We start from the raw sequence: 23,136 nt of genomic DNA on the forward strand, positions 1-23,136 counted from the left end.
GGAGGTGCGGCATTGGTGACGCCTGATGAAGCCACGCAGATCGCCCGGCCCTGGGCGCTGGCCAGCCTCCCGGCCAGCGGGGGCGACGTCGGGCTCTACGAGTTCGAGCACGGGTTCGTGGCCTGGGCCAAGGTGCCGCCGTCCGACCCGGACCGCCCGCCGGAGGTGATCGGGGCGCCCCTCGCCGTGATCGACAAGGACTCGGGCGAGCTGACCACGTGGCCGTCGCTGTCGCCGCAGGCGGTCGCGGAGCTCTACGAGCTCGAACTGGCGGCCCGGCGCCGGTTTCCCGAGGACGTACGGCAGGTGCTCACCGCCGCCGGCTGGAAGTCCAACCGCAACGTCGAGACCTGGATCGCGAGCTGGCTGCGGGAGCTCTACGAGGCCAGCCCCGGCCTGGAGCAGCGCCTGCCGATCTTCCCGGTGGCCCGGCGCCTGCTCGAGGAGTTCGGCGGCCTGAGCTTCCGCCAGCTCAAGCAGCCGGGCGTGGCGACCAGTGGCTGGAGCGTGGAGTTCTGGCCGACGAAGGGCCGCGTGCTGGCCGACCTCTTCATCGAGTTCGCGGGCGACCTGGGGATGCCGGTGTTCCCGCTGGCCTGGTTCGAGGACGGGCCGAGCGACATCGTGGCGGCGGCGGACGGGCGGGTCTTCCTGCTGCACGAGGCGGGCGAGTTCCTGATCGGCGCCGACCCGGACGAGGCGATGCGCCGGCTGGTCCGCGGCGAGCCCTTCGCCGAGGTCGACGACCACGGCGAGGTTCTGGGGTCCTGACCGGCGCCGGCCCGACCGTCGGGCCCCGTGTGCCGCGGCCCGCGCGACCCGCGCCCTGCGGCCCGCGCGCCCTGCGGCCCGCGCGCCCTGCGGCCCGCGCGCCCCGCGGCCCGCGCGCCCCGCGCCCCGCGCCCTGCGCCCTGCGCCCCACGCGCCCCGCGGCCCGCGCGCCCTGCGCCCCACGCCCTGCGGCCCGCGCGCCCCGCGCCCTGCGGCCCGCGCGCCCCGCGCCCTGCGGCCCGCGCGCCCCGCGGCCCACGCGCCCCGCGTGCCGCGGCCCGTGTGCCCCGCGCTGCGCCGGGCCCGCGGGAGGCGGCTCAGCCGGCCAGGCCGCGAATCCAGCTGTAGACGCCCAGCACCTGACACACGATCGGGATCGTGGCCAGCACGAGCAGCACGTCGAAGATGTCGCCGAGCCGGCCCAGGTAGACCGAGGGCGGCCGCACGCTGTACCGCATCCCGGCCGTCACCGCGAGCACCGCGAGCAGCAGCAGCCCCACCCCGACGCCGACCTGCACGGCCAGGCTCGCACCGGTCAGCCGGGCCATCAGCAGCGCGAGGCCCGCCAGCCCGGTCAGCAGCAGCGGGAGCCGGTGCCGCACGGTGCCGAAGAGCCGCGCGCGCAACAGGTTCGCCGCGGCCACCACGCCGACCAGGATGCCCGTCATGATCCCCGGCTCGCGGCTGATCAGCCAGAACGAGGCGACATCGAGCACCGCGAAGGCGAAGAGCAGGCCGGTGAAGATCTCGTCCGCGCGGGCCACGGTGGCGTACGTGGTCGCGGCCGGCGGCACCGGGTCCTGCTGCAGCAGGTCGTCGGTGGTGCGGGGCAGCTGCGGCACCGGTACCTTGCCCAGCCGCACCGACGCCAGCGGCAGGGCCGGCGCGAGCAGGACCAGCAGGCCGACCACGGCCGCGGCGCACTCGGGCGCGCCGAGCGAGGTCAGGCCGAGCAGGCCCGCGAGCACGCCCAGGGCCCCGGCGAAGATGCCCGCGACGAAGAGGCGGATGTTCGCGCCGACCGCGAGGTAGCCGATCACGGCGAAGACGAGCAGCGCCCCCGCGCCGGTGAGCAGGTGCGGGGCGCCGAGGCGGGACAGCCGCTCGTCGCCGCCGAGCACGAGCAGGCCGCCGACGAACGCGTACACCAGGCTGGCCGCGCCCAGGGTCGAGCCCGCGGTGGCGTCGGACATCGCCCGGGACAGCACGAAACCGCCGGTCAGCAGGCCCGCCGCGACCACGAGCGCGACGATGCCGGGCAGCGTCCAGGACGGCCCGGCGAGCAGCAGCAGCGCGAGGGTGCCCAGCAGCAGCAGCACGCCCGTGGCCAGGCCGGTGACGCGGGTCGCGGCCGGGGTCCAGGCGGCGCCGTAGCGGCGGGCGCCGGCCGCGATCGCGTCGACCACGTCGTCGTACTCGAGCTCGGGCCACTCCTCGTAGCGCGGCGCGAGGTGCAGGATGTCGCCGTCGTGCACGTCCTGGGCGGCGAGCGTGCGGCTCATGTCGAGCGTGGTGCCGTCGGTGCGGCGCAGCACCCATCCGCCGTGGTCGAGCCCGTCGTCGGCGAGGGCCTCGCCGGCCCGGGGCAGGACCCCCGGCAGCAGCATGGCCAGCGGGATCTGCTCCGGGAGCGCCAGGTCGAGGCGCCGCTTGGGGGCCGCGAGCACCACCCGGGCCAGCCCGGCACCAACGTTCTCGGCCATCGACCGTGCTCCCCGCCGTTTCCGCCCGCCATCGAGAGTGCCCAACCTAGCAGCCCTCTGGTTAGCATGTGTGATCGAACGGGCGCTACGGGGAGGGTGGACTCGAGTGAGCACAGTCGTGCGCCGCAGGCCGTCGCGGCGGGCCGAGCCCGAGTACCCCTCGGGCGAGGTGCTGCTCGAGCCGCCGCCCGAGGTGCCCGCGCCCACCGGCAGGGGCTGGGCGCAGATGCTCATGATGATCCCGATGCTGGCCGGCTCCGGCTCGATGGCGCTCATGTTCGCCGGTCAGCGCGGCGGGCCCCTGGCCTACATGACGGGCGCGATGTTCGGCCTGTCCGCGATCGGCATGCTCGCCTCCCAGTTCGGTCAGAGCGCCGGCCCGGGACGCCAGGAGATGCTGCTCGCCCGGCGCAACTACATGCGCCACCTCTCCCAGCGGCGCCGTCAGGTGCGCCGGGCCGGGCAGAAGCAGCGGGCGGCGCAGCTGTACCGCTACCCGGACCCCGACGCCCTGTGGTCGATCCCGGCCAGCCAGCGGCTCTGGGAACGGCGCCCCGGCGACGCCGACTTCGGGATGGTGCGCATCGCGCTCGGCCCCCAGGACCTCGCGACGCCCCTGGTGCCCCCGGCGAGCAAGCCGCTGGAGGACCTCGACCCGATGTGCGCGGTCGCGCTGCGGCGGTTCATGACCACCTACGCCACCGTCGACGACCTGCCGATCGTGATGGCCCTCGACGGCTTCGCCCGCGTCTACCTGCAGGGCGAGATCGAGCGGACCCGCGCCCTGGCCCGCGCGATCGTGGCCCAGGCGGCGGCCTTCCACTCCCCGGACGACCTGCTCGTGGCGGTGTGCGCCGGCCCGGCGAGCAGCGGGCACTGGGAGTGGGCGAAGTGGCTGCCGCACGCGCTGCACCCGAACCGCAACGACGCCCTCGGCCAGCTGCGCCTGGTCTCGACCAACGTGCCGGGCCTCGAGGCGATGCTCGACGACGTGCTCGGCTCCCGGCCCCGGTTCAACCCCGTCAGCAGCGCCGAGCGGGTCGGCGGCCCGCACCTGATCGTCGTGCTCGACGGCGGCGACGTGCTCGGCTCCGACCACCTCATGACGGAGGGCGGCGTCGAGGGCGTCACCGTGCTGGACCTGTCCACCCCGCCGCCCCGGCTGCTCGACCAGACCGCGCTCGTGCTCGGCATCGAGCCCGGCGGCGCCCTGTCCAGCAGCACCTTCGAGGGCAAGGCGGAGGTCGGCCGGGCCGACGGGCTCAGCCTGACCGAGACCGAGGGCCTGGCGCTGCAGCTCTCGCCGCTGCGGCTGTCGGCGGCCTCGCGCACCGAGCAGCGCGCCACCGGCACCATCGACCTCACCGACCTGCTCGAGATCGGCTCGCCCGACGACTACGACCCGACCCGCCACTGGGTGCCGCGGCCGCAGCGCGACCGGCTGCGGGTGCCGATCGGCTGGTCGCCGGACGGCACGATGGTCGAGCTGGACCTCAAGGAGTCGGCGCAGGACGGCATGGGCCCGCACGGCCTGCTCATCGGGGCCACCGGCTCCGGCAAGTCGGAGCTGCTGCGCACGCTGGTGCTCGCGCTCGCGGTCACGCACAGCTCCGAGGTGCTCAACTTCGTGCTCATCGACTTCAAGGGCGGCGCGACCTTCACCAAGCTCGACGTGCTACCGCACACCAGCGCGGTGATCACCAACCTCGAGGACGAGCTGCCCCTGGTCGACCGCATGACCGACGCCATCAACGGCGAGCTGCTGCGGCGCCAGGAGCTGCTGCGCAAGGCCGGCATGTACGCCTCCCAGCGCGACTACGAGAAGGCCCGCACGGCCGGCGCCCCGCTGCAGCCGCTGCCGAGCCTGCTCATCATCTGCGACGAGTTCAGCGAGCTGCTCACCGCCAAGCCGGACTTCATCGACATGTTCGTGCAGATCGGACGGGTCGGGCGGTCGCTGGGCGTGCACCTGCTGCTCGCGTCCCAGCGGCTGGAGGAGGGCCGCCTCAGAGGCCTGGACACGCACCTGTCGTACCGCATCGGCCTGCGAACCTTCTCGGCGGTCGAGAGCCGCATCGTCCTGGGCGACGTCGCGGCGTTCGAGCTGCCCCGCTCGCCCGGCCACGGCTACCTGCGCTTCGGCACCGAGCCGCTGCGGCGCTTCCGGGCCGCGTACGTCTCCGGCGTCTACCGCCGCGACACCGCCGTCGCCCTGGCCGCGGCCGGGGGCGGCCCGGTCGTGCGCGACTACGTCAGCGGATACGTCGCGCCGCCGGTGACCGAGGAGCCGGTGGTCGTCAAGGAGGAGGAGAACGTCGTCGGCGACAGCATGCTCGACCTGCTGGTCGACCGCATGCGGGGCAAGGGCATGCCGGCGCACCAGGTGTGGCTGCCGCCGCTGGCCGAACCGCCGTCGCTCGACGCGCTGCTGCCCTCGCGGATCGTGGACCCGGAGCGCGGCCTCACCGTGCAGGTGGCGGAGCTGCAGGGCAGCCTGCACGCCGTGCTCGGCATCGTGGACCGGCCGCTGGACCAGCGCCGCGACCCGGTCTGGTGGGAGCTGGCGGGCTCGGCCGGGCACGCGGTCGTGGTCGGCGGCCCGGGCAGCGGCAAGAGCACGATCCTGCGCAGCCTGGTGCTGAGCCTGGCCCTGTCGCACACCCCGCGCGAGGCCCAGTTCTACTGCCTCGACTTCGGCGGCGGCGCCCTGGGCACGCTGCGCGATGTGCCGCACGTCGGCGGGGTCGCCACGCGGCTTGACCCGGGCGCGGTGCGCCGCACGGTCGCCGAGCTCTACGTGCTGCTGGCCGAGCGCGAACGGCGCTTCGCCGCGGCGGCCGTGGACTCGATGGCGACCTACCGCCGGGCGCGCCGGGCCGGGCAGCACGCCGACGACCCGTTCGGCGACGTGTTCCTGGTCATCGACGGCTGGTCGACGATCCGCTCCGACTTCGAGGACCTCGAGGGCGCGATCAACGACCTGACCAACCGCGGGCTGACGTACGGCGTCCACGTCATCGCCTCCGCGACCCGCTGGAACGACGTCCGGCCCGCGATCCGCGACCTCTTCGGCAGCCGCCTCGAGCTGCGCCTGGGCGATCCCAGCGACTCGCAGCTCGACCGGCGCGCGGCGATGAACGTGCCCGATCGCACCCCGGGCCGCGGCATCGTCCCCGGCGGCCTGCAGTTCCTCGGTGCCCTGCCGCGCGTCGACGGGCAGCAGACGGTCGAGGACCTCTCCGACGGGGTCGAGAAGCTGGTCGCCGAGATCCGCCAGAGCTGGCCCGCCGCCGGTGCCCCGCCCGTGCGGCTGCTGCCGGCGATGCTGCCGTACGAGAGCCTGCCCGTCACCGACCGCGAGCGCTCCGGCATCCCGATCGGCATCGCGGAGGCGGACCTGCGCCCGGTCTGGGTGGACTTCGACCAGGATCCGCACTTCCTGCTCTTCGGCGACTCCGCGTCGGGCAAGAGCGCGTTCCTGCGGGCCTTCGGGCAGTCGCTGATCGATCGGTACGAGCTCAACGAGGCTCGCATGATCGTGGTCGACTACCGGCGCAGCCTGCTCGGCGCGTTCGACAGCAAGCACCTCATCGGCACCGGTACCTCCGCGCAGACGGCGCAGACGATCATGACCGAGGTCGTGGGGGTGCTCAAGAGCCGGCTCCCGGGCCCGGACGTCACGATCGAGCAGCTGCGCAACCGCAGCTGGTGGAAGGGCCCGGAGCTGTACGTCCTCGTCGACGACTACGACCTGGTCGCCGGGGGCAGCACGAACCCGGTGACCCCGCTGCTGGACTTCCTCAGCCAGGCCCGGGACGTGGGCCTGCACCTGATCCTGACCCGGCGCACCGGCGGCGCGAGCCGCGCGCTCTACGAGCCGGTGCTCATGCGGCTGCGGGAGCTGGGCTCGCCCGGCGTGCTGCTGTCCGGTGAGCGGGACGAGGGCGCCCTGCTGGGCAACGTGCGCTCCTCGCACCAGCCGCCCGGCCGCGGGTACTACGTGACGCGCAAGGAGGGCGGCCGGCTCGTCCAGCTCGCATGGCGCCCGCCACCGAGCTGATGAACCCGAGCTTCTTGTGGTGCGTGAACGATATGATTGAGTTGGGTCTATCGGGTTCGACTTCGGCCGACGGGGAGGGCGAATGACCAGAGACGGTTACGAGTACAAGCCGGGGCACGACTCGTGGACACCGGTCGACCATTCGCCGATCAAGGTCAACGTGTCGAGCCTCGCCGACTACGTCAAGCTCATCGGCAAAGAGGTCGAGGACTACAACACCAACCTCAAGGACGGCGTCCTGCCGATGACGAAGGTCCAGTCGACCTTCGCCGGCTTCGGCGAGGCCAAGCTCTACCGCGGGGTGCACGCCAACGCGCTGGCCGCGACGGGTGACCTGCTCAAGGACGTCTCGTTCAGCCTGCAGGCGATCGCGCAGGCGGCGCTGGGGATCTACTACGAGTACCTCGGCGGCGACGACCTCGGCAAGGCCAACGTCGACGACGTCTACGACGTGTTCTGGCCGACCGACGGGCGCCCGACGCTGCAGGACCAGGTCAAGGCCGCCCAGCCGGGGCAGGGCACGGACGACGCGCCCTTCACCGGCTCGGCGAACGCGGCCGAGCACCGCATGCAGACCGAGGGTGCCATCCCGCCCACCGACGGCTCGGCCTACTTCAACACCTGGGACCAGGGCTTCTCGGTGGGGGAGGGGGCCAACTCGTATTACGTGTACAACAACGAGAACGACATGATGGGCGCCCCTGAAGACCCGCTGAAGAAGAAGTGAGACGGGGGAACCGATGACCGATCAGTACTACGGGTATGTGAAGTACACGCTTCCCCCGAGCGTTTCGCAGTACGACAACTACAGCGCCTCGAACCAGATCGTCGACTACGAGCCCACCGACTGGGACGCCGAGTCGACGACGATCGAGATGATGTGGCCCTGGATCCAGATCGACTCCGACGCGCGCGCGACGGCCCTGGCCGACATGTGGCGCCGGGTCCACACGCTGCTGGACAACACGAGCCGCAACCTGCGGCGCTACACCGACGAGCTCGCGTCGCACTGGAACTCCGACGCGTCCAAGGTCTTCCTGCGCGAGATCGGGGCCTCGCTGTCCTCGATCGACGAGTGGAAGGACGTCGCCAACACCAACGCGACGGGCCTCGACGTGCTCGCCAGCACGATCAAGTACAACCAGAAGAAGGCGCTCGCGGTCTGGAACGAGTACTGCCAGGCGATCAACAACCCCGGCAGCGTGCCCGGCTCCGCCCCCACGTCGAGGGTCGTCGCGGCCGGCAAGGGCGGCGCGATCTCGAACACCGAGACCGACGACAACCGCAAGAAGCGGCTGGTCAAGCACTACACGGAGCAGATCAAGCCGTTCGTCAAGGACCTCGCGGACACGTATCTCAACGTGTACTACAACTTCCTGACGCACGGCTCGACGTACAAGGGCCCGACGAACGCGGCCGTGGCGGTGCAGCCGAACTTCCACGGCGGCGGCCCCGGCGGCAGCCTCCCGCCGCCGCCGATCCTGAACCCGCCGTCGATCCCGAAGATCAGCCCGCCGGACCCCAGCCGGCTGCAGTCGCAGCTCGCGGGCCTCGGCGTGCCCGGCTACGACCCGGACCACGCCCTGACCCTGGCCGGCGGCGCGGTCGCGCCCCCGCTGCCGCCGCTGCCCGACATGCACCTGCCCCCGGCCCCCGGCGGCCCGGGCGTCGTGCCCTCGATGAACGTGCCGGGCCTGCCGGCGTTCCCGGGCGGCCCGAACTTCCGCGCCACCGGCGGCCTCGCGGGTCTCGACCCGGCCGAGGCGGCCCAGCGGCTCGGTCAAGGCCCCGGTCAAGGCCCCGGTGGCATGCGCCCGCAGCTGCCCGGCCGCCCGAACCTCTCGGGCATGCGCCCGCCGCCCGGCGGCGGCGCCCGCCCGCCGATGCCGCCCGGCCGCGGCAATCCGAACCTGCGCGGGTCCAAGGGCCGCCTCCCCGGCGGCGTGCACGGCCCCGACCTGAACGAGGAGATGGGGCGCGGTGCGCCGCGCAGCCCCATGCCGCCCCGCCTGGGCGGGCGGCGCGGCCCCGGCGGCCCCTCGGGGCACATCGGCCCGGAGCACGAGCGCCTCGGCGGCCGCGGCAACGGCCTGCCGCCCGGCCAGCGGGGCGCCGGCCGCGCCAGCGCCCCGGGCGAGCGCCTCAACGGCCGCCGGGCGCCCGGCCTGCCGCTGGAGGAGCAGGAGGGCTTCAACCGCCAGGCGGCGCGCCCGGCGATCGAGGGCCGCGGCGGCATCAAGCGCCCGGCGGGCGGCCCGCTGCCGGAGGGCGAGGGCCGCGGCCCGGCCCTGCGCGGCCGCGGCGGCTCCGGCTCCGGCGAGTCGCCGTTCCGGCCGGTGCGCCGCGACCAGCGGGCCGAGCACGACGACTACGCGGAGGCGACGGAGGACGAGCTGTGGGCGGTGGAGCGGCCGAACCAGGGCGGCGCCGTCATCGACACGCCCAACCTGCCGCAGTCGCCGGAGGCCGGGCCGGCGATCGGGCGGTCGTGATCCTGTAGCACCATTCGCACCGTGCCCCCGCCGGACCGACTTCGGCGGGGGCACGGTCATGTCGGGGCCGGTGCGGAGGAGTCCAGACACGGCGTGTCGGTGCTTCTGCCGGGCTGGCTTCGGCGGGGGCGCGGTCATGTCGGGGCCGGTGCGGAGAGGTCCAGACACTCCGTGTCCGTGCCTCTGCCGGGCTGACCTCGGCGGGGCATGGGCATGTCGGGGCCGGTGCGGATAAGTCCAGACACTCCGTGTCCGGACTTATCCGATTTATCGGTTATTTCATGACCGTGACGTCCCGAGCGCTTGCATCGGGGTTCTTGCGTTCGTCAGTCGGTGCGGGAACGCGTCGGGAGCGCGAAGAACACGTCCTCCGGTTCGATGTCCGGGTCCCGCTCCGGGCGCTTGACCGGCTGGACCTCGCCCGGGCGCCAGTCGCGGGCGCGGCCGCGGCGGGCGGCGCCGCGCATCGCGAAGATCACCAGGGCGGCCACCAGGATCGCGACGCCGGCGAAGGCGGCGATGCGCCCCGCCGTCCGCCAGCGGCTCAGGCGGGCCACGGCGGCCGGGTCGCTCGCGGTGGCGGGGATCGGCGTCGGGGTGGCCGCGCCCTGCTTCGAGGGGGTCTCGTAGACGGCGCGGAAGGGGTTGACGAGGCCGTAGCCGAACTCGGTGCTGCGCTGCGCGCCCGCCATGCGATCCGCGGTCACCTGCAGCCGCCAGGCCACGTCGCTGTTCTTGAGGCCCGGCTGGGCCGACCACACCAGCGCCGCGGCCGCGCTCACGATGGGCGCGGCGAAGCTGGTGCCCTTGTAGTACTGGTGGCCGTGATCGCGCGTCGCGGCCAGCACGAGGTTGCCGGGGGCGGCGATGTCCACGTAGGAGCCGACCTGCGACTCGTCGACCCGGGTGCCGTCCTGGTTGATGCCGGCGACGCCGAGAACGCCGGGGTAGGCGGCCGGATACGACGGCGGGTCGTTCGGGATCGCGCTGCGCGCCGAGCCGATCGGCGGCGGGGTCGCCTCGGCGCTCACGTGGTGGTTGCCCGCGGCGGCGACGACGAGCGCGCCCTTGGTGTTGATCGCGTAGTCGACGGCCTCGGCGACGGCGGGGTAGTCGGCGTCGAGGCTCAGCGAGACGTTGATGATGCGGGCGTTCTGGTCCGCCGCGTACCGGATCGCCTTGGCGAACACGTCCGGCCCGGCGGCCTCGCCGTTGGTGCCGTCCTCGTGGTCGGAGACGCGGATCGGCAGGATCTTCACGCCGGGGGCCAAGCCCTCGAAGCCGACGCCGTTGGCGTGCTTGGCGGCGATGAGGCTCGCCACCGCCGTACCGTGCGACGTGCAGTCGAAGTCCGCGCCCGCCGCGTTGCGCAGGAAGTCGTAGCCGGGCAGCACCTGGCCCGCCAGCTGGGGATGGGCGCCGTCGACGCCGGAGTCGAGGACCGCGACCGTGATGCCGCCGCCGTTGGTGGTCGGCCAGACCCGCCCGATGCCGAAGGTCTGCTGCGGCCAGGGCGTCTCCTTGACCACCTCGCCCGCCTTGGCCGGGTTGTTGCACGTTCCGGCCGGGGGCGGCCCCGCGAGTGCGGTCCGGGGCACGGCGAGCGTCATCGCCGCGGCACCGAGCGCTGCGATGGCGGCGAACCAACGCTTGCGCTGCACGTCGGAGCCCTTCTGTGACATCGATTCGTACTGGTGGCGTATTGCCGTTGTTGAGTATCGTACGGTTGGACGGCTTGCGACGGGGAGGGCACCATGGACAACCGTGCGCTCCGGGCGCGCGCCGACGAACTGGCCGGCGAGCTCGAACGGATGCGCAGCGGCATGGGCACGCTGCAGCAGAAACTCCAGGCCATCACGGCGACGGCCAAGTCGGACGACGGGTTCATCACCGCCGTCGTCGGGCCCCGCGGCCAGCTGATCCGGCTGGACATCGACGCGCGCGTCTACCGTCGTCCGGACTCCCGCCAGCTCGCGCAGTCGATCACCAAGACGATCCAGGCGGCGTCGGCGGACGCGATGCGCCAGGTCACCGAGGCGTGCAAGCCGTTCATGGCCGAGTCGACCGTGCAGGCGCACCTGGAGTTCGACCTGCAGGGCATGACCCACAAGCTCGACTCCGAGCTCGGCCTGCTCGCCGCGGACATGGATGCGGAGAAGGAGAAGAAGCGATGACGGACAGCACTGCGGTCAACCCCACCCAGGCGCTCGGTGCCGCGTCGCAGCTGACGACCACCGGCGACGCGATGCTCAAGCGGTGGCGCGCCCTGCGCGGCCGGATCGACGAGCTCAACGCGAGCCAGCCGTGGGGCAACGACGAGCCGGGCAAGAACTTCAACAAGTACTACATGGAGGGCGAGCACCCGCCCTGCACCAGCGTGCTCGAGGGCGGCGAGAGCCTCGTCATCGCCGTGTCGAAGCTCGGGGAGCAGGTCCGGGAGGGCGTCCAGGGCGTCGTCGACATCGACGACCTCACCGCCGAGTGGTTCAAGAAGAAGTAGCGCTCCCCGCCTGGGGTTCGACACGGGGAGCCGTCCGAGTTGGCCATTGAGAAGCCCGACCTCCATCCCATCGACTGGTTGTGGGACGCCGTCTGCATCATCGGCGGCGGTTCCGCGTGGCCGGACGGCAACGAGGACCACCTGCGCGAGCTCGCGCAGGCCTGGCAGGATCTCGGCACCGAGCTCAACGGGCTGCTCAACAACTCCGACACCGTCGCGATGCAGATCGCGCAGGCGTGGGGCGGGGACGCGGGGGAGGCGTTCAACCAGTACTGGACGGCGCTCGCGGTCGGTCCCCAGAACGGGCTGCCCCAGGTCGCCGACATCGCGCTGAACTACTCGGCGGCCGCGGGCAACGCGGCGATGGAGATCGAGTACGCGAAGCTCGTCCTCGGCATCACGCTGATCGTCACGGTCATCACGATCGTCATCTGCCAGATCCTGGCCGCGTTCACGTTCGGCGGCTCCGAGGCGGCGGCGGCCGGTGCCGTCACCGCGGCCCGCACCATCGCCGGGCGCGTGCTGCAGCGGCTGATCAGCTTCCTGGGCAAGGAGTTCGTCAAGAAGTACATCCAAAAATTCATCATCCACGAGATCCAGCAGGTCGTGCTCTCGGTCGGCACCGACTGGCTGGCGCAGGAGATCCAGATCGCGGAGGGGCACCGCAAGGAGCTCGACACCCACTCCCTGATGAACAGCCTGGTCTCCGGCCTCGTCACCGGCGCCCTGACGTTCCCGCTGAACTTCGTCCACCTGCCGATCAACAGCCGCCTGCCCCGCGTGGCCGCCAACGCCGCCGTCCACGGCGCGGCCAACGCCCTGATCATGCCCGCCTCGATGATGCTCACGACCGGCTTCATGACCGGCGACTGGAGCTGGAAGAACATCACGCAGGGCATCAACCTCCAGTCGTTCATCAACGGCGCGGCGATGGGCGGCGGCATGGGCGGCATCGGCGCCATCCGCGGCCCGAAGCCGGGCGCGCACGGCGCCGCCCCGCACGTCGACGGCGAGGTCGGCCGGCCCGGCGAGACGACCCGGGGCGGCGAGAACGGCACCCGCGGCCCGGGCGACACCAACCTCGGCGACCCCGGCCTCGACACCAACGTGCGCGACTCGGGCGTGACCGGCGACGGCGCCGCTACCGGTGATGGCGGGACCACGAGCGGTAATCGGCCCGGGGCTGATGTCACAGGGTCCGACTACACTCCAGGGGACGGGCAATCGCTCGCACCAACCTCGGACAATCCGGCCGGCGGCTCGGTCGCGGCCCCTGTGGACTCCAACGCCAACGCGCACGGCGACTCGGGAGCCACGCAGGGCGGCGACTCGGGTGCGGGGCAGAACGCGCACGGCGGCGGCGATCCGGTCACCCAGCGCGGTGGGGATCCGGTCGTGCAGCACGCGGCGGACTCCGGAAACGGGGCGAGCGGGGGCGACGGCGGCGGGCGGACCGGCGAGACGCAGGCCGGCGAGACACGGACCGGTGAGACACGGACCGGAGAGACACAGGCCGGCGGCGCGCGGGCCGGTGAGACGCAGGCCGGGAGCAGCGCGGGTGCCCGCGGCGGGGAGACCGGGGCGCGGGCCGGGGGCGACAGTGGGCCGGGCGCGGATCGGCCGGCGGCGGGCGGTGACCGGGCGGCGACGGATGCCGGTCGGCCGGTGTCGGAGCATCCGGGTGCGGTCATGGGGGTCGACCGGCCGGCCGGGGCGGACGGGGCGCGGACCACGGACGCCGTCGGGCGCGGGGCCGACGGGACCGGGCGCGGGGCCGATGCTGTGCGCGGTGCTGAAGGGACCGGCGGCCGCGGTGCTGAGGGGACCGGCCGCGGTGCTGAGGCCACTGGGCGCGGTGCTGAGGCCACTGGGCGCGGTGCTGAGGGCAGCGGGCGTGGTTCGGAAGGTGCCGGCCGTGGCTCCGAGGGGGCCGGGCGTGGTTCGGACGGTGCTGGGCGCGGTTCGGAGGGTGCCGGGCGCGGGCACGAAGGGGCGCGGGCCGGGGATTCGGGGCGGGCCTCCTCCGACGGGGCTCGGAGCGGGGAGAAGGCGGGGCAGCGCGGCGGGGACGGGGCGCGTACGACCGACGGGGGGCGTACGACCGAGCAGAACCGCACCAATGGGTCGTTCCGGGCGCCGGAGCGGGCCGGGGACGTCGGGGCTCGACCGGGCGAACACGTGCCGGTGGGAGAGCACGGCCGGCCGGGCGAGAGCGGGGCCCAGCCCGGCGAGCACGTTCGGGTCGGCGAAGCGCGGCCCGGGGAGCCCGGGGCCCGGCCCGGGGAGCATCAGCCGGTGCACGCCGGCGAGCAGGGCCGCGGGCCCGGGCACGCGCCGGTGCACGACGGGACCGAGCGCGGTGATGGCGCCGGGCGGCATCGGGCCGAGGAGCCCGCGGCCGTGTTCGTGCCGTTGCCGCGGCTCGACGACATGCCCGTCCGGCTCGGCGGGAGCGAGCCCGGGGCGGGTTCCCCGCGGCCCGTGTCCACGCACGAGGGTGGCGGGCGCGGTACCGACACGCTGCCGGGGCGTGAGCACGGGCCGGGCGATCGCGGGAGCGGGCCCGGCGACCGGGGCGAAGGCCCTCGCGGGGGCGGGCCCGGCGACCGGGGCGAAGGGCCTCGCGGGGGCGGGGACGAGCCGCCGCCCGGTGGGGGTGGCGACGAGCCTCCGCCGCCCGGGGACCGGCCCAACGGCGGGGACGAGCCGGCCTCGAAGCTGTCGACGACGGAGACGGCCGGGGGCACGCGCGGGTACGAGGGGCCGCCGCGGCACTTCGAGGGCGACCCCGGCAGCCGCGAGGGGCGGGCCGCCGTCGACGAGTCGGCGCGGGATCTCGCCGACGCCGTGCGCGAGCAGATGAACTCCGAGAACCTGGGCAAGAAGAACCGGGTGCGCGTGGCCGGGGCGCTGCTCACGCCGGAGGACCCGACGATCTCCAGCCACACGAGCACGCGGCCGATGAAGCACGACAACGGTACGGCCACCGACCTGCGAGTACACCCGGAAGCCCAACGGGTCCTGGACGACATCAAGGCCGCCGCCGAGCACGACCCCGACAAACGGATCGGGCAGAACCACGGCAAGTGCGCCGAGGTGGTGCTCGTCTCCGACAAGCTGTACGAGCTCGAGCGGCAGTGGCACGAGGCCGGGGAGCCGGGGGACTTCGGAACCTACGCGCGCGAACAGCTGCGCGACGGTGTCGTCGCCACGCACTGGATCGGCGAGGGCGGGCGGCAGGAGCACGGCGACTACGCGCCCCCGTGTGCGTCCTGCGAGCCGTTCGTGCAGGACTTCGGCCTGCACCCGGTCGACCCGCACGAGGGCGCCGCGGCGCACGGACCGGCCACCGGGCCGCACGAGCCGACCGGCGGCCGCCCGGGCGAGCACGATGCGGGCAGCGTCCCCGGCGAGCACGATGCGGGCAGCGTCCCCGGCGAGCACGACCCGGGCAGCGTCCCCGGCGAGCACGGACAGGGCGAAGGCGTGCGCCCGCCCGAGACGCTGGGCGGCATCACCGACCGCCCGCTGTCCGAGGCGCGCACCAACGAGTACCACGGCCCCACGCCGCACGAGATCCGCGAGCTCAACGAGGCATTCCCGCGCGACGAGCACGGACGGCCGCTCACGCAGCCCGACGTGCGCGTCGGCGACTGGGCGCACAACGCCAACGACGGCGGCCACACCGAGCCGGGGCGCAACAACAACTGCCCCGAGGTGGCCATGGCCGTGCTGGCCAACCACTACGGCGAGCCCACCGTCGCCGGCGCCCTGCGCGACCCGCACGCCGCCGGCGAGCGCGGCGCCGCCGAGCGCATCTCCCGCTGGACCGGCGGCGAGTGGGAGATGCACGGCAGCGACCACCGCGGCTTCGACGGCATCGACCGGCAGCTGCGCGAGGCGGGGCCGGGCTCCGGCGCCGTCGTCGTCATCAAGTGGGGCGACACGGGCGAGGGCCACGCGTTCAACGCCCTGAACATCCACGGCGACATCGTCTGGGTCGACATGCAGCACAACGTCGTCTCGGACCACGGGCCGATGTACCACGACAACGTCGCCGGCGTCTGGTCCATCACGCTCGACGCGCACGGCGAGCCGCTCCACCCGATCCAGCACACGACGGGCCTGGGCGACGGGCCGGCGCACGCGGGCGGGGCCGGGCCGATCGACGGCTACCAGGCCCACGAGCTGAGCGCCGAGCACGTCATCGGCGAGGACATCCCGGTCAAGCTGCAGCTCGGCGACGACGGCAAGCTGCATATGGAGGGCGACCCCAAGGACACCTCCCGGACCATCAAGGGCAACCTCCAGCGCGGCGGAAGCTTCGTCACGGACTGGCACACCGCGATCCGCAACGACATGGTCGCGATGGCGCACCAGGGCGAGCCGGTCCCGCACGAGCTGACCCACGACCCCGCCCGGCCGGAGAACCCGGTCGAGCAGGTCCGGGAGGCCTCGCGGGACTACCACGACGCGCACGAGCGCGCCTACGACGCGTTCAACGAGAAGCGCGACGACATCATCAGCCGGTACGAGGAGGAGACCGGCGCCGACTTCAGCGACTTCGGGCCGAAGGACCTGAAGCCCGGCACCAAGGAGTTCGAGACCGCGCTCGACACCCTCAAGCAGGACCGGGTGGGTTCGCGCTTCGCGACCGAGCTGCGGGAGGCGGCCGGGCAGTTCAACAAGGACATGCATCCGGTGCGCATGGCCAGCAACGCGGTGGGCGTGCACGCCGGGCTCGGGGTGGCGTTCCACGAGGCGATGCACAGCAACCTGCCGACGCCGCACACGCAGGTCAACCCGGAGCACGTGTTCCTGTCGGGCGACCCGGTCTCGGCCAAGAACCACGAGCTGGACATCATCGCGCTGCGCTACGACGGCTCGGGCGACGCGCCGGCGCGGTACAACCGCCTCGACATCTGGGAGGCCAAGGGCAACTCCGGCACCCTGGGCGGGCACGAGATCCCCGAGTTCGGCGGGAAGCGGGCCCAGCAGGGCAGCGGGCCCTACCTGAAGTGGATGCTGGAGCACGACCCGACCATGCTGCGGCTGTACGCCGAGCACCCCACGCTGCTCGCCGACATCCAGACGGGCAAGGTCACGGTCGCCTACCACAAGGTCACGACCGAGCGCTTCGAGCCGGTGCGCGACGGCGCGGGCCGGATCGTGCGGGACCCGGAGACGGGCCGGCCGCAGCTGGTCGACGGCAGCAGCCGGACCCACGTGCGGGAGTTCGGCCTCGACGGCGTGGACCGCGGGGGCCACGAGCGGAACTCCTTCGACCCGAGCAAGGTCGACCCGGACCCGCAGAAGATTTACGAAGCGGGGGTGCGGGCCGCGGAGGAGGCGGCCGCCGCGCGGGGCGAGCACGTGCCCGAGCGCCTGTCGGGCTACGACCCCGAGCGCGTGTACGACGTGCGGACCGCTCAGGGCGGCCGGGTCTGGCACGCCGAGCTGGGGGTGGGCGAGTTCGGGCCCGCGGCCCCGCACGAGGTCGAGGCGCGCGTGCAGCGGCTGCTGGAGGGGGCCGCGGACCCGCGGACGTGGGTCGACGGCGCCCCGCCGCGGATCGTCGTGCACGCCCCGCACGGCATCGACGCGGCCACCGCCCGGCTGATCGAGCACACCCGCGTCGAGTTCACGCCGCCCGACCCGGGCCACCCGGTCGCCCCGCCGCGGATCACCGTCGACGGGCCGCGGCTGCACGGCGAGCCGATCACGCTGCCCGAGACCACCGTCGCGAACGACCGCGCCAACAGGGTGCCCTACTTCGGGACCGACCCCTCGGTCCCGCCCCGGGTCCCGGTGCGCGTCGTCGACGGGCGGCTGTACGACGCGGGCGGCCTGCCCCTGCACGGCGAGTACATCTACGCGGTCGACCCGCGGACCCAGCAACTGCACGCGCACCCGTTCATGGCCGACAACACCCGCCACTCGAGCCTGCTCGCGGGCGGCCCGGTCGACGCGGCCGGCACCCTGCGCATCGAGCACGGCCGGATCCTCGGGGTCGACAACGCCAGCGGCCACTACACGCCGGTCGCCGACCACGTGGCCCGGGCCCGCGACGCGCTCGTCCACCTCGGCGCCGACCTCACCCGGGCCGAGTTCCGGGCCGACGTCGGCCCCGAGCCGACCGAGCACTCGCGGGCCCGCGGCGAGCAGGCCTTCGACCGGGCGATCGCGGAGCTGAACCGGCCCGGGGAGATCGACGGCGTGGCCGGCGTCAGCCGCGGGACCAGTCACGTGGAGATGAGCCGGGCCGAGCGGCCGGCGGTCCTGCGGGTCGAGCTCACCGACGGCCGCGTGATCGAGGTCGACGGCGCGGGCGTGCGCGACTTCCTCCAGGCCGCGCGCCACGACGGGCCGGACGCCGAGGGGTTCCGCTTCCCGGCCGAGCGCGAGGGCACCGCCACCGACGCCGACCTGGCCTTCCAGGGCGCGGACCAGCTGCGCGACCGCATCCAGGGCGAGCTGGACCGGCTGGCCGCGCCGCACCGCGAGCCCGTGGGCGAGCCGCGCCCGCCGGCCCGCCCCGACCACGTGCTCACCGAGCTCGACCGGCTGCTCGCCGAGCGGACCGGCCAGGAGACCCTGCACGCCGGGGGCCGCGACGGCGAGCCCGTGCGGCCGCCGCGCGACACCGACCGCGCGATCGCCTCGCTGCGCAACGTGTCCGACGAGCGCATCGCGGCGCTGGTCGACCGGGCCGGGGTGGCCGGGGAGGCGGCCGCGCGCATGGCCACCGAGCTCGCCGCCCGGCGCGACGCGGTGCTGGAGCGCAACTTCCGGCCCCCGGCGCCGGAGGCGGTGCATGCCATGGCCCGGGACGCCCGCGGCCTGCTGGGGCGCAACCCGTCGCCGCGAGAGGTGTACGAGGCCCTGCGCGAGGCGTCGATCCGCAACACCGAGAGGTACGCGCACGGCATGACGGTCCGCGAGGCCGCCCGCGCGCTGGACCGGCTGATGCCCGAGCCGAACCGCCACGAGACCTTCGAGCGGACGATCGCCAGGTTCCTCGACTCGCCGGAGGGCCGGGCCTACCACGAGGCGATCACCGAGCTCGACCTCGCGACCAACCACGCGCCGCGCTTCGACCCGGAGGGCTCGCCGTTCCGCGAGCCGTCGCCGGAGGTCGTCGAGCGGCAGAGCGCCCAGCACGCGGCCGGATGGAGCGCGGAGCAGCGCGCCGCGCTCGAGCGGTACGCGAATGGGCGCTCGAGTGCCGACCAGTACCTGCGCACCGGCGACGCGCAGCAGCGGACGGCCGCCCGCGCCGAGGCGTACCGCATCCAGAGCGCCATGCGCGAGTCGCCCACCGCGATGCGGCTCACCGGCGACCTGCTCTGGCGGGACCTGGGCCTGCGCGGCGCCGTCGACCTGCCGCGGCTGGTCCACGGGGAGATCACCCTCGACGGGTTCACCCGGGTGATGCCCGAGGAGCACCTGCGCTCGAGCGGCGACGTGCGGATCGTGGTCGACGCGCCGGCGGGCACGCCGATGGCCTGGATCGGCGGCGCCCACGACTACGCCGAGGGCCAGGTGCTGCTGCCCGCCGGGGCGCGCCTGCACGTGACGGAGCTGCGCCAGACCGGGATCGACCGGTTCGAGCTGCGGTTGCGCTATACCGGCTTCGAGGACCCGCCCACGATCGACGGACGGCTGCTGGAGGACGGCGGTCCCCGGCCGGGCGATCTGCACGACGCCGGGCTGCCGGTCGACGCGCCGGCGCCGGCGGGCGAGCCGATGACCGCCGGCCACGCGTACGCCGTCGCGCACGAGGCCGGCATCGACCTGCGCGGCGTCGAGATCCGGGTGGCCGAGGACCCGGCGCTGGCGCGGTACATGCGGGAGCAGGGCGTCCCCGCGATCGTGCCGCCGGAGGAGGGCGGCCGCGTGGTGGTGCTCGGGCCGGCCGCGTTCGCCGACCGCGACACGCTGGCCGCGACGCTGCGCGAACACGGAGGGGGTGCCGGTGATCCGCATCATGGTGGAGAGCCTGTTCGACTGGACCGGCCGGGGTCTGATGGTCTCGGGGTTCCAGATGGGGGGCATCATCGAGCCGGGGATGAGGCTGGGCGACGGTACGGGGAACCGCGCGACGGTGCTGGGCATCGAGCCGGAGAGCCCGCGGGACCGGGCGCAGGGGTGGGTCACCCTGCGGCTGGAGCCCACGACGCCGAGCCCGGCGGCCGTGGGGGTGATGCTGAAGGTGGAGGAGAGCCCGGTGGTGGCGTACCGCTACCACGCGACCCCGGACCTGGCGACGGCGGCGCTGGTCACGATCTCGGAGGACTCACCGGGGACGAGCCGGGCGGTGGCTATCGAGCTGGCGACATTCTCTCGATCCTGGGCGGCGAGCCCGCCGCCGGGCTCCCAGGAGATCACCCGGGAGCAGGCGGAGCAGACCCTGCTGGCGGCCCGCACGATCATGCCCTCGGAGGCGGAGCTGCGCCGGATCCTGCTGACCCGAACCTGACGGCCCACCGGCTCGTGCAGGAGCGGATCGCGCCGCACTCGCCGGAGCTGGCGAGCGTGGTCGAGAAGCTGCTGGACGACCCGCACGCGCTCAACGTCACCAACTCGCTGCGCAACCCGCTGCTGCGCGACCTCGTGCTGCGCCACATCGAGGAGCTGGCCCGCGGCGACGCCCTGGCCCGCTACGGCGGCGACCTGCACCAGTTCCTGCAGGAGAACCCGGGCCGCGGGCCGCTCTACGCCAAGGTGCCGGAGTGGGTCAACAAGGTCGTCGTGGACGGGGCCGAGCAGTCGCGGATGGGGCGGTACGTCGCGGACATGAAGGCCTCCGATCCGGCCCTCGGCGTCGGCGCGGACCCGACCCGGGCCGAGATGGGGCTGGTGCGCGAATACGCGGACCGGCTCACCGGCGAGCTCAAGCCGGAGGTCGACCGGGTTCTCGGGGAGATCGCCCGGCGCATCCGCGAGACCACCGACGGGCCGGTCGACTACAACAGCCGGGCCAAGGACGCCGAGGGCCTCATCGACAAGGTCGGCCGGATGAGCCGGGGCCGCGAGAACGCGCCCGGCCGCCCCTGGTACCGCGTCGGCGATATCATCGACGCCGTCGGCGCGCGGATCACCGTGCCCGACACCAGCAGCCTGTGGAAGACTTTGCAGGCGGTCGTCGACGAGTTCGGCGTCGGCGACGGCGGGCGGATCGTGGAGGTCGACAACATGTACGCCTCCCCGAAGTCGAAGAGCCCGCAGTACCGGGTGATTCCGCTCTGCATCGGCATCGAGGTCAACGGGCACAAGTACGCGTTCGAGCTGCAGCTGACCACGCTGCGCGCGTCGATCGCCGCCGACATCGAGCACAACTCGCTCTACAAGCCCTACGTGTCCCTGTCGGCGGCCGACGCGCAGGCGGTCCGCGAGGCGTTCGAGGAGGCCGCCGCCCTCGACCAGCTGGAGGACAGCTCATGACCGAGCGCGAGTCGCTCTACGTCTTCCGGCTGGGCGAGGCCGACGACGACCTCACGCCCGCCTTCGTCGTCGACGGCCGCGACTACCCCGACGACGAGGCCGTGCGCGCCGCCGTCGGGGCGGCCCGGGCGGCCCTCGGCGACCGGCGGCTGATCGCGGATTTCGAGACTTCGGCGGTACGACCCGAGACCCCGCGATCCCCGCTGCCCTCGTGGCCCGAGTGGCGGGCGCGGCACCTCGAGCGCGGTGAGCCGATCGGCGTGCGGCCCCGCCCCGAGGTCCAGCCGACCCCGGCGGGCTGGGACGACATGAGCCGCTGGCTGGAGCAGTCCCGCGCGTGGCTCGACGCGCAGCTCGCGGCGGCGGCCGGCGCGGTGCCCGGGGCCCGGGTGCGGCGCACGCGGGAGGCGCAGGCGCACCGGGTCGGCCCGGGCTCCGTCGTGCTCGCCGAGGAGCGGTACCGGACGGACTGCGAGTACCTCGCCGTCCCGCCCGCCGGCGCCGACGCCGGCACGGTGCTGGGGCAGGTCGCCGGGGCGCTGCGCGCGGGCGGCTGGACGGTCGCGGCCGTCGAGGAGTCGCCCGGGTACGTCACGCTGCCGGCCGAGCGGTCCGGGTACACGATCACCGCCGTCTGGAGCAGGCGCAACAACGCGGTGCGGCTGACCGGCGCCTCCCCGGTCGTGGACGCCACCACGTTCGAGGCGCGGGGAGGGGCGGGCGGTGCCGCGCACGTTTGACGGCTCCGTGGGCTGGCCCGTGCTGCGCGCCCGCTTCGCCGACCGGCTCCCGCCGCCGACCCTCGCCGCGCTGGACGCGGCCGTGGCTTTCGCCGTCGAGCGCCACGGCGACCAGCGGCGCCCCGCCGGGGAGCCCTACGTCGAGCACCTGCTCGAGGCGCTCGAGGTGCTGGTCGAGGCGGTCGGCGAGCGCGATCCCGGCACCCTGTGCGCCGCGGTGCTGCACGACGTCGTCGAGGACACCCCGACGACGCTCGACGAGGTGCGGGAGCGCTTCGGGCCGCGGGTCGCCGAGCTGGTCGGGTGGGTCACGAAGCAGGGGGACCGGGAGGCGTACCTGGCCGCCCTGCGCGACGCGCCCGACGCCGCGCTCGCCGTGAAGCTCGCGGACCGGGTGAGCAACGTCCAGCGGCTGCGCACGCACCCGCGCCCGGCCAAGCGGGCCTCGTACTACCGCGAGACCGTCGCCACCATCGTGCCGCTCGCCGCCGGGCGGCCCTGGTTCGAGGCGTGGTACCGCGACTGGCAGGCCGAGCACGCCGACCTCGAACGTCTCGATGGGGGACAGCCATGAGTCTCGGCGAGTCGGACGAGCCGTTCCAGTTCGTCGTGCTGGGCGAGCACACCGGCGGGCAGCTGGTGCCGGGTGAGATGACCGCCGGGAACGACCGCCGCTTCTTCCGGGTCCTGCGCTACCTGCGGCGGGGCTCCTGGGTCATCCGCGACCCGCTGACCAGGGGCGCCGACGCGCTCGATCCGCGGGCCGAGCCGGCGGTGCCGCGCGGCTACCGCACCGACGGCGAGTGGATCTGGCCGCTGGCGCTGGAGTACTACCTGGAGCACCACGGCGTCGCCCCGCCCAAGGGCCTGCTCGACGTGATGACCGAGCGCGCCCACTTCCCGCTGCGGGTCCACGCCGACCGGTGCGGCCAGGCCCACCAGGCGCTGCTGCCGCGCATGCCCGGCCCGTTCGAGCCGCCCGCGCCGATGCAGTTCCGCCTGCCGCCCGACGTGTACGACCTGCTGCTCACCGTGGGCTGGACGCCCGGGCGCCGCAGCCCGGTCGCCGAGGGGCTCGACCCGCGCGCCGCGGAGATCCTCACCGAGTTCGGCGGGCTCACCTACCCCGTCTACGGCTACGTGCGCGACTGGCGGGTGACGGCCTTCCACCTGCTGCCCGACGGCCCGCCGAGCGACCCCGACCGGCTCGCGGCCGCGGCCCGGCGCCTCGGCGGCCCGCTGCTGCCGCTCGGCTCGGTGCCCGGCTGGAACTGCGAGATCGTGCTGCACCCGGAGCACGGCATCGGCACCGCCGGCGAGACCGAGCGGTTCCTGGGCCGCGACATCGACGAGGCCCTCACCGCGCTCGTGCGCGGCGTGGCTCCCGCCGAGTCGCGCCGCGCGGGGAGCGGTTGGCTAAGGTAGG

Annotated in this window: 12 protein-coding genes; 10 read left to right on the forward strand and 2 right to left on the reverse strand. The window is 74.2% G+C overall.

Annotated features, from left to right (window positions below; translation table 11 throughout):
* Positions 1-15: 15 nt before the first annotated feature.
* Positions 16-771, forward strand: coding sequence for an SUKH-3 domain-containing protein (locus ACQP1P_RS05145; RefSeq protein WP_433083587.1), 756 nt, complete (start codon positions 16-18; stop codon positions 769-771).
* A 317-nt stretch (positions 772-1,088) separates the two neighbouring features.
* On the opposite strand, the gene eccD is transcribed toward ACQP1P_RS05145, so the two are convergent.
* Complete coding sequence (gene eccD, locus ACQP1P_RS05150; protein ID WP_433083589.1) at positions 1,089-2,474, reverse strand: type VII secretion integral membrane protein EccD; 1,386 nt, start codon at positions 2,472-2,474, stop codon at positions 1,089-1,091.
* A 106-nt stretch (positions 2,475-2,580) separates the two neighbouring features.
* Here eccD and eccCa point away from each other — a divergent pair, with 106 nt between their 5' ends.
* The 3 genes from eccCa to ACQP1P_RS05165 all read left to right on the forward strand — a co-directional run bounded on the left by eccCa (position 2,581) and on the right by ACQP1P_RS05165 (position 9,026).
* The gene (gene eccCa / locus ACQP1P_RS05155; protein WP_433083591.1) at positions 2,581-6,534 is read left to right on the forward strand and encodes a type VII secretion protein EccCa; all 3,954 of its coding nucleotides are present in this window, start codon (positions 2,581-2,583) and stop codon (positions 6,532-6,534) included.
* A gap of 82 nt (positions 6,535-6,616) precedes the next feature.
* Positions 6,617-7,261: a hypothetical protein gene (locus ACQP1P_RS05160; protein ID WP_433083593.1), complete on the forward strand. Its 645-nt coding sequence runs from the start codon at positions 6,617-6,619 to the stop codon at positions 7,259-7,261.
* A 13-nt stretch (positions 7,262-7,274) separates the two neighbouring features.
* Positions 7,275-9,026 carry a hypothetical protein gene (locus ACQP1P_RS05165; protein WP_433083595.1) on the forward strand — a complete coding sequence of 584 codons (1,752 nt, stop codon included), beginning with the start codon at positions 7,275-7,277 and terminating at the stop codon, positions 9,024-9,026.
* Positions 9,027-9,352: 326 nt separating this feature from the next.
* Here ACQP1P_RS05165 and mycP read toward each other — a convergent pair whose 3' ends face one another.
* Entirely contained in the window at positions 9,353-10,687 is a 1,335-nt protein-coding gene (gene mycP / locus ACQP1P_RS05170) for a type VII secretion-associated serine protease mycosin (protein ID WP_433083597.1), read from the reverse strand.
* A gap of 93 nt (positions 10,688-10,780) precedes the next feature.
* On the opposite strand from mycP, the gene ACQP1P_RS05175 reads away from it, so the two are divergent.
* Genes ACQP1P_RS05175 through ACQP1P_RS05200 form a run of 6 tightly spaced genes read left to right on the forward strand, consistent with a single transcriptional unit; the run spans position 10,781 to position 23,135 of the window.
* A complete protein-coding gene (locus ACQP1P_RS05175) occupies positions 10,781-11,200 on the forward strand; it encodes a YbaB/EbfC family nucleoid-associated protein (protein ID WP_433083599.1) in 420 nt (139 codons plus the stop codon).
* A complete protein-coding gene (locus tag ACQP1P_RS05180) occupies positions 11,197-11,526 on the forward strand; it encodes a hypothetical protein (RefSeq protein WP_433083601.1) in 330 nt (109 codons plus the stop codon). Before ACQP1P_RS05175 ends, ACQP1P_RS05180 begins: the two co-directional genes overlap by 4 nt.
* Before the next feature lie 39 nt (positions 11,527-11,565).
* The gene (locus ACQP1P_RS05185; protein ID WP_433083603.1) at positions 11,566-20,970 is read left to right on the forward strand and encodes a toxin glutamine deamidase domain-containing protein; all 9,405 of its coding nucleotides are present in this window, start codon (positions 11,566-11,568) and stop codon (positions 20,968-20,970) included.
* Positions 20,967-21,710 carry a hypothetical protein gene (locus ACQP1P_RS05190; protein WP_433083605.1) on the forward strand — a complete coding sequence of 248 codons (744 nt, stop codon included), beginning with the start codon at positions 20,967-20,969 and terminating at the stop codon, positions 21,708-21,710. The genes ACQP1P_RS05185 and ACQP1P_RS05190 overlap by 4 nt, the downstream gene beginning before the upstream one ends.
* A complete protein-coding gene (locus ACQP1P_RS05195) occupies positions 21,694-22,284 on the forward strand; it encodes an HD domain-containing protein (RefSeq protein ID WP_433083607.1) in 591 nt (196 codons plus the stop codon). The genes ACQP1P_RS05190 and ACQP1P_RS05195 overlap by 17 nt, the downstream gene beginning before the upstream one ends.
* Positions 22,281-23,135 carry an SUKH-3 domain-containing protein gene (locus tag ACQP1P_RS05200; RefSeq protein WP_433083609.1) on the forward strand — a complete coding sequence of 285 codons (855 nt, stop codon included), beginning with the start codon at positions 22,281-22,283 and terminating at the stop codon, positions 23,133-23,135. The genes ACQP1P_RS05195 and ACQP1P_RS05200 overlap by 4 nt, the downstream gene beginning before the upstream one ends.
* Position 23,136: the final 1 nt, after the last annotated feature.

The sequence above is a fragment of the Dactylosporangium sp. CA-052675 genome (genome assembly GCF_050947935.1).
Lineage (GTDB): Bacteria > Actinomycetota > Actinomycetes > Mycobacteriales > Micromonosporaceae > Dactylosporangium.

What these genes read in the sequence shown, in the direction of transcription:
- ACQP1P_RS05160 (WP_433083593.1), top strand. Translation starts at nt 6,617, where the DNA reads ATGACCAGAGACGGTTACGAGTACAAGCCGGGGCACGACTCGTGGACA.
- ACQP1P_RS05175 (WP_433083599.1), top strand. Translation starts at nt 10,781, where the DNA reads ATGGACAACCGTGCGCTCCGGGCGCGCGCCGACGAACTGGCCGGCGAG.
- ACQP1P_RS05190 (WP_433083605.1), top strand. Translation starts at nt 20,967, where the DNA reads ATGACCGAGCGCGAGTCGCTCTACGTCTTCCGGCTGGGCGAGGCCGAC.
- eccD (WP_433083589.1), bottom strand. Translation starts at nt 2,474, where the DNA reads ATGGCCGAGAACGTTGGTGCCGGGCTGGCCCGGGTGGTGCTCGCGGCC.
- ACQP1P_RS05165 (WP_433083595.1), top strand. Translation starts at nt 7,275, where the DNA reads ATGACCGATCAGTACTACGGGTATGTGAAGTACACGCTTCCCCCGAGC.
- ACQP1P_RS05180 (WP_433083601.1), top strand. Translation starts at nt 11,197, where the DNA reads ATGACGGACAGCACTGCGGTCAACCCCACCCAGGCGCTCGGTGCCGCG.
- ACQP1P_RS05200 (WP_433083609.1), top strand. Translation starts at nt 22,281, where the DNA reads ATGAGTCTCGGCGAGTCGGACGAGCCGTTCCAGTTCGTCGTGCTGGGC.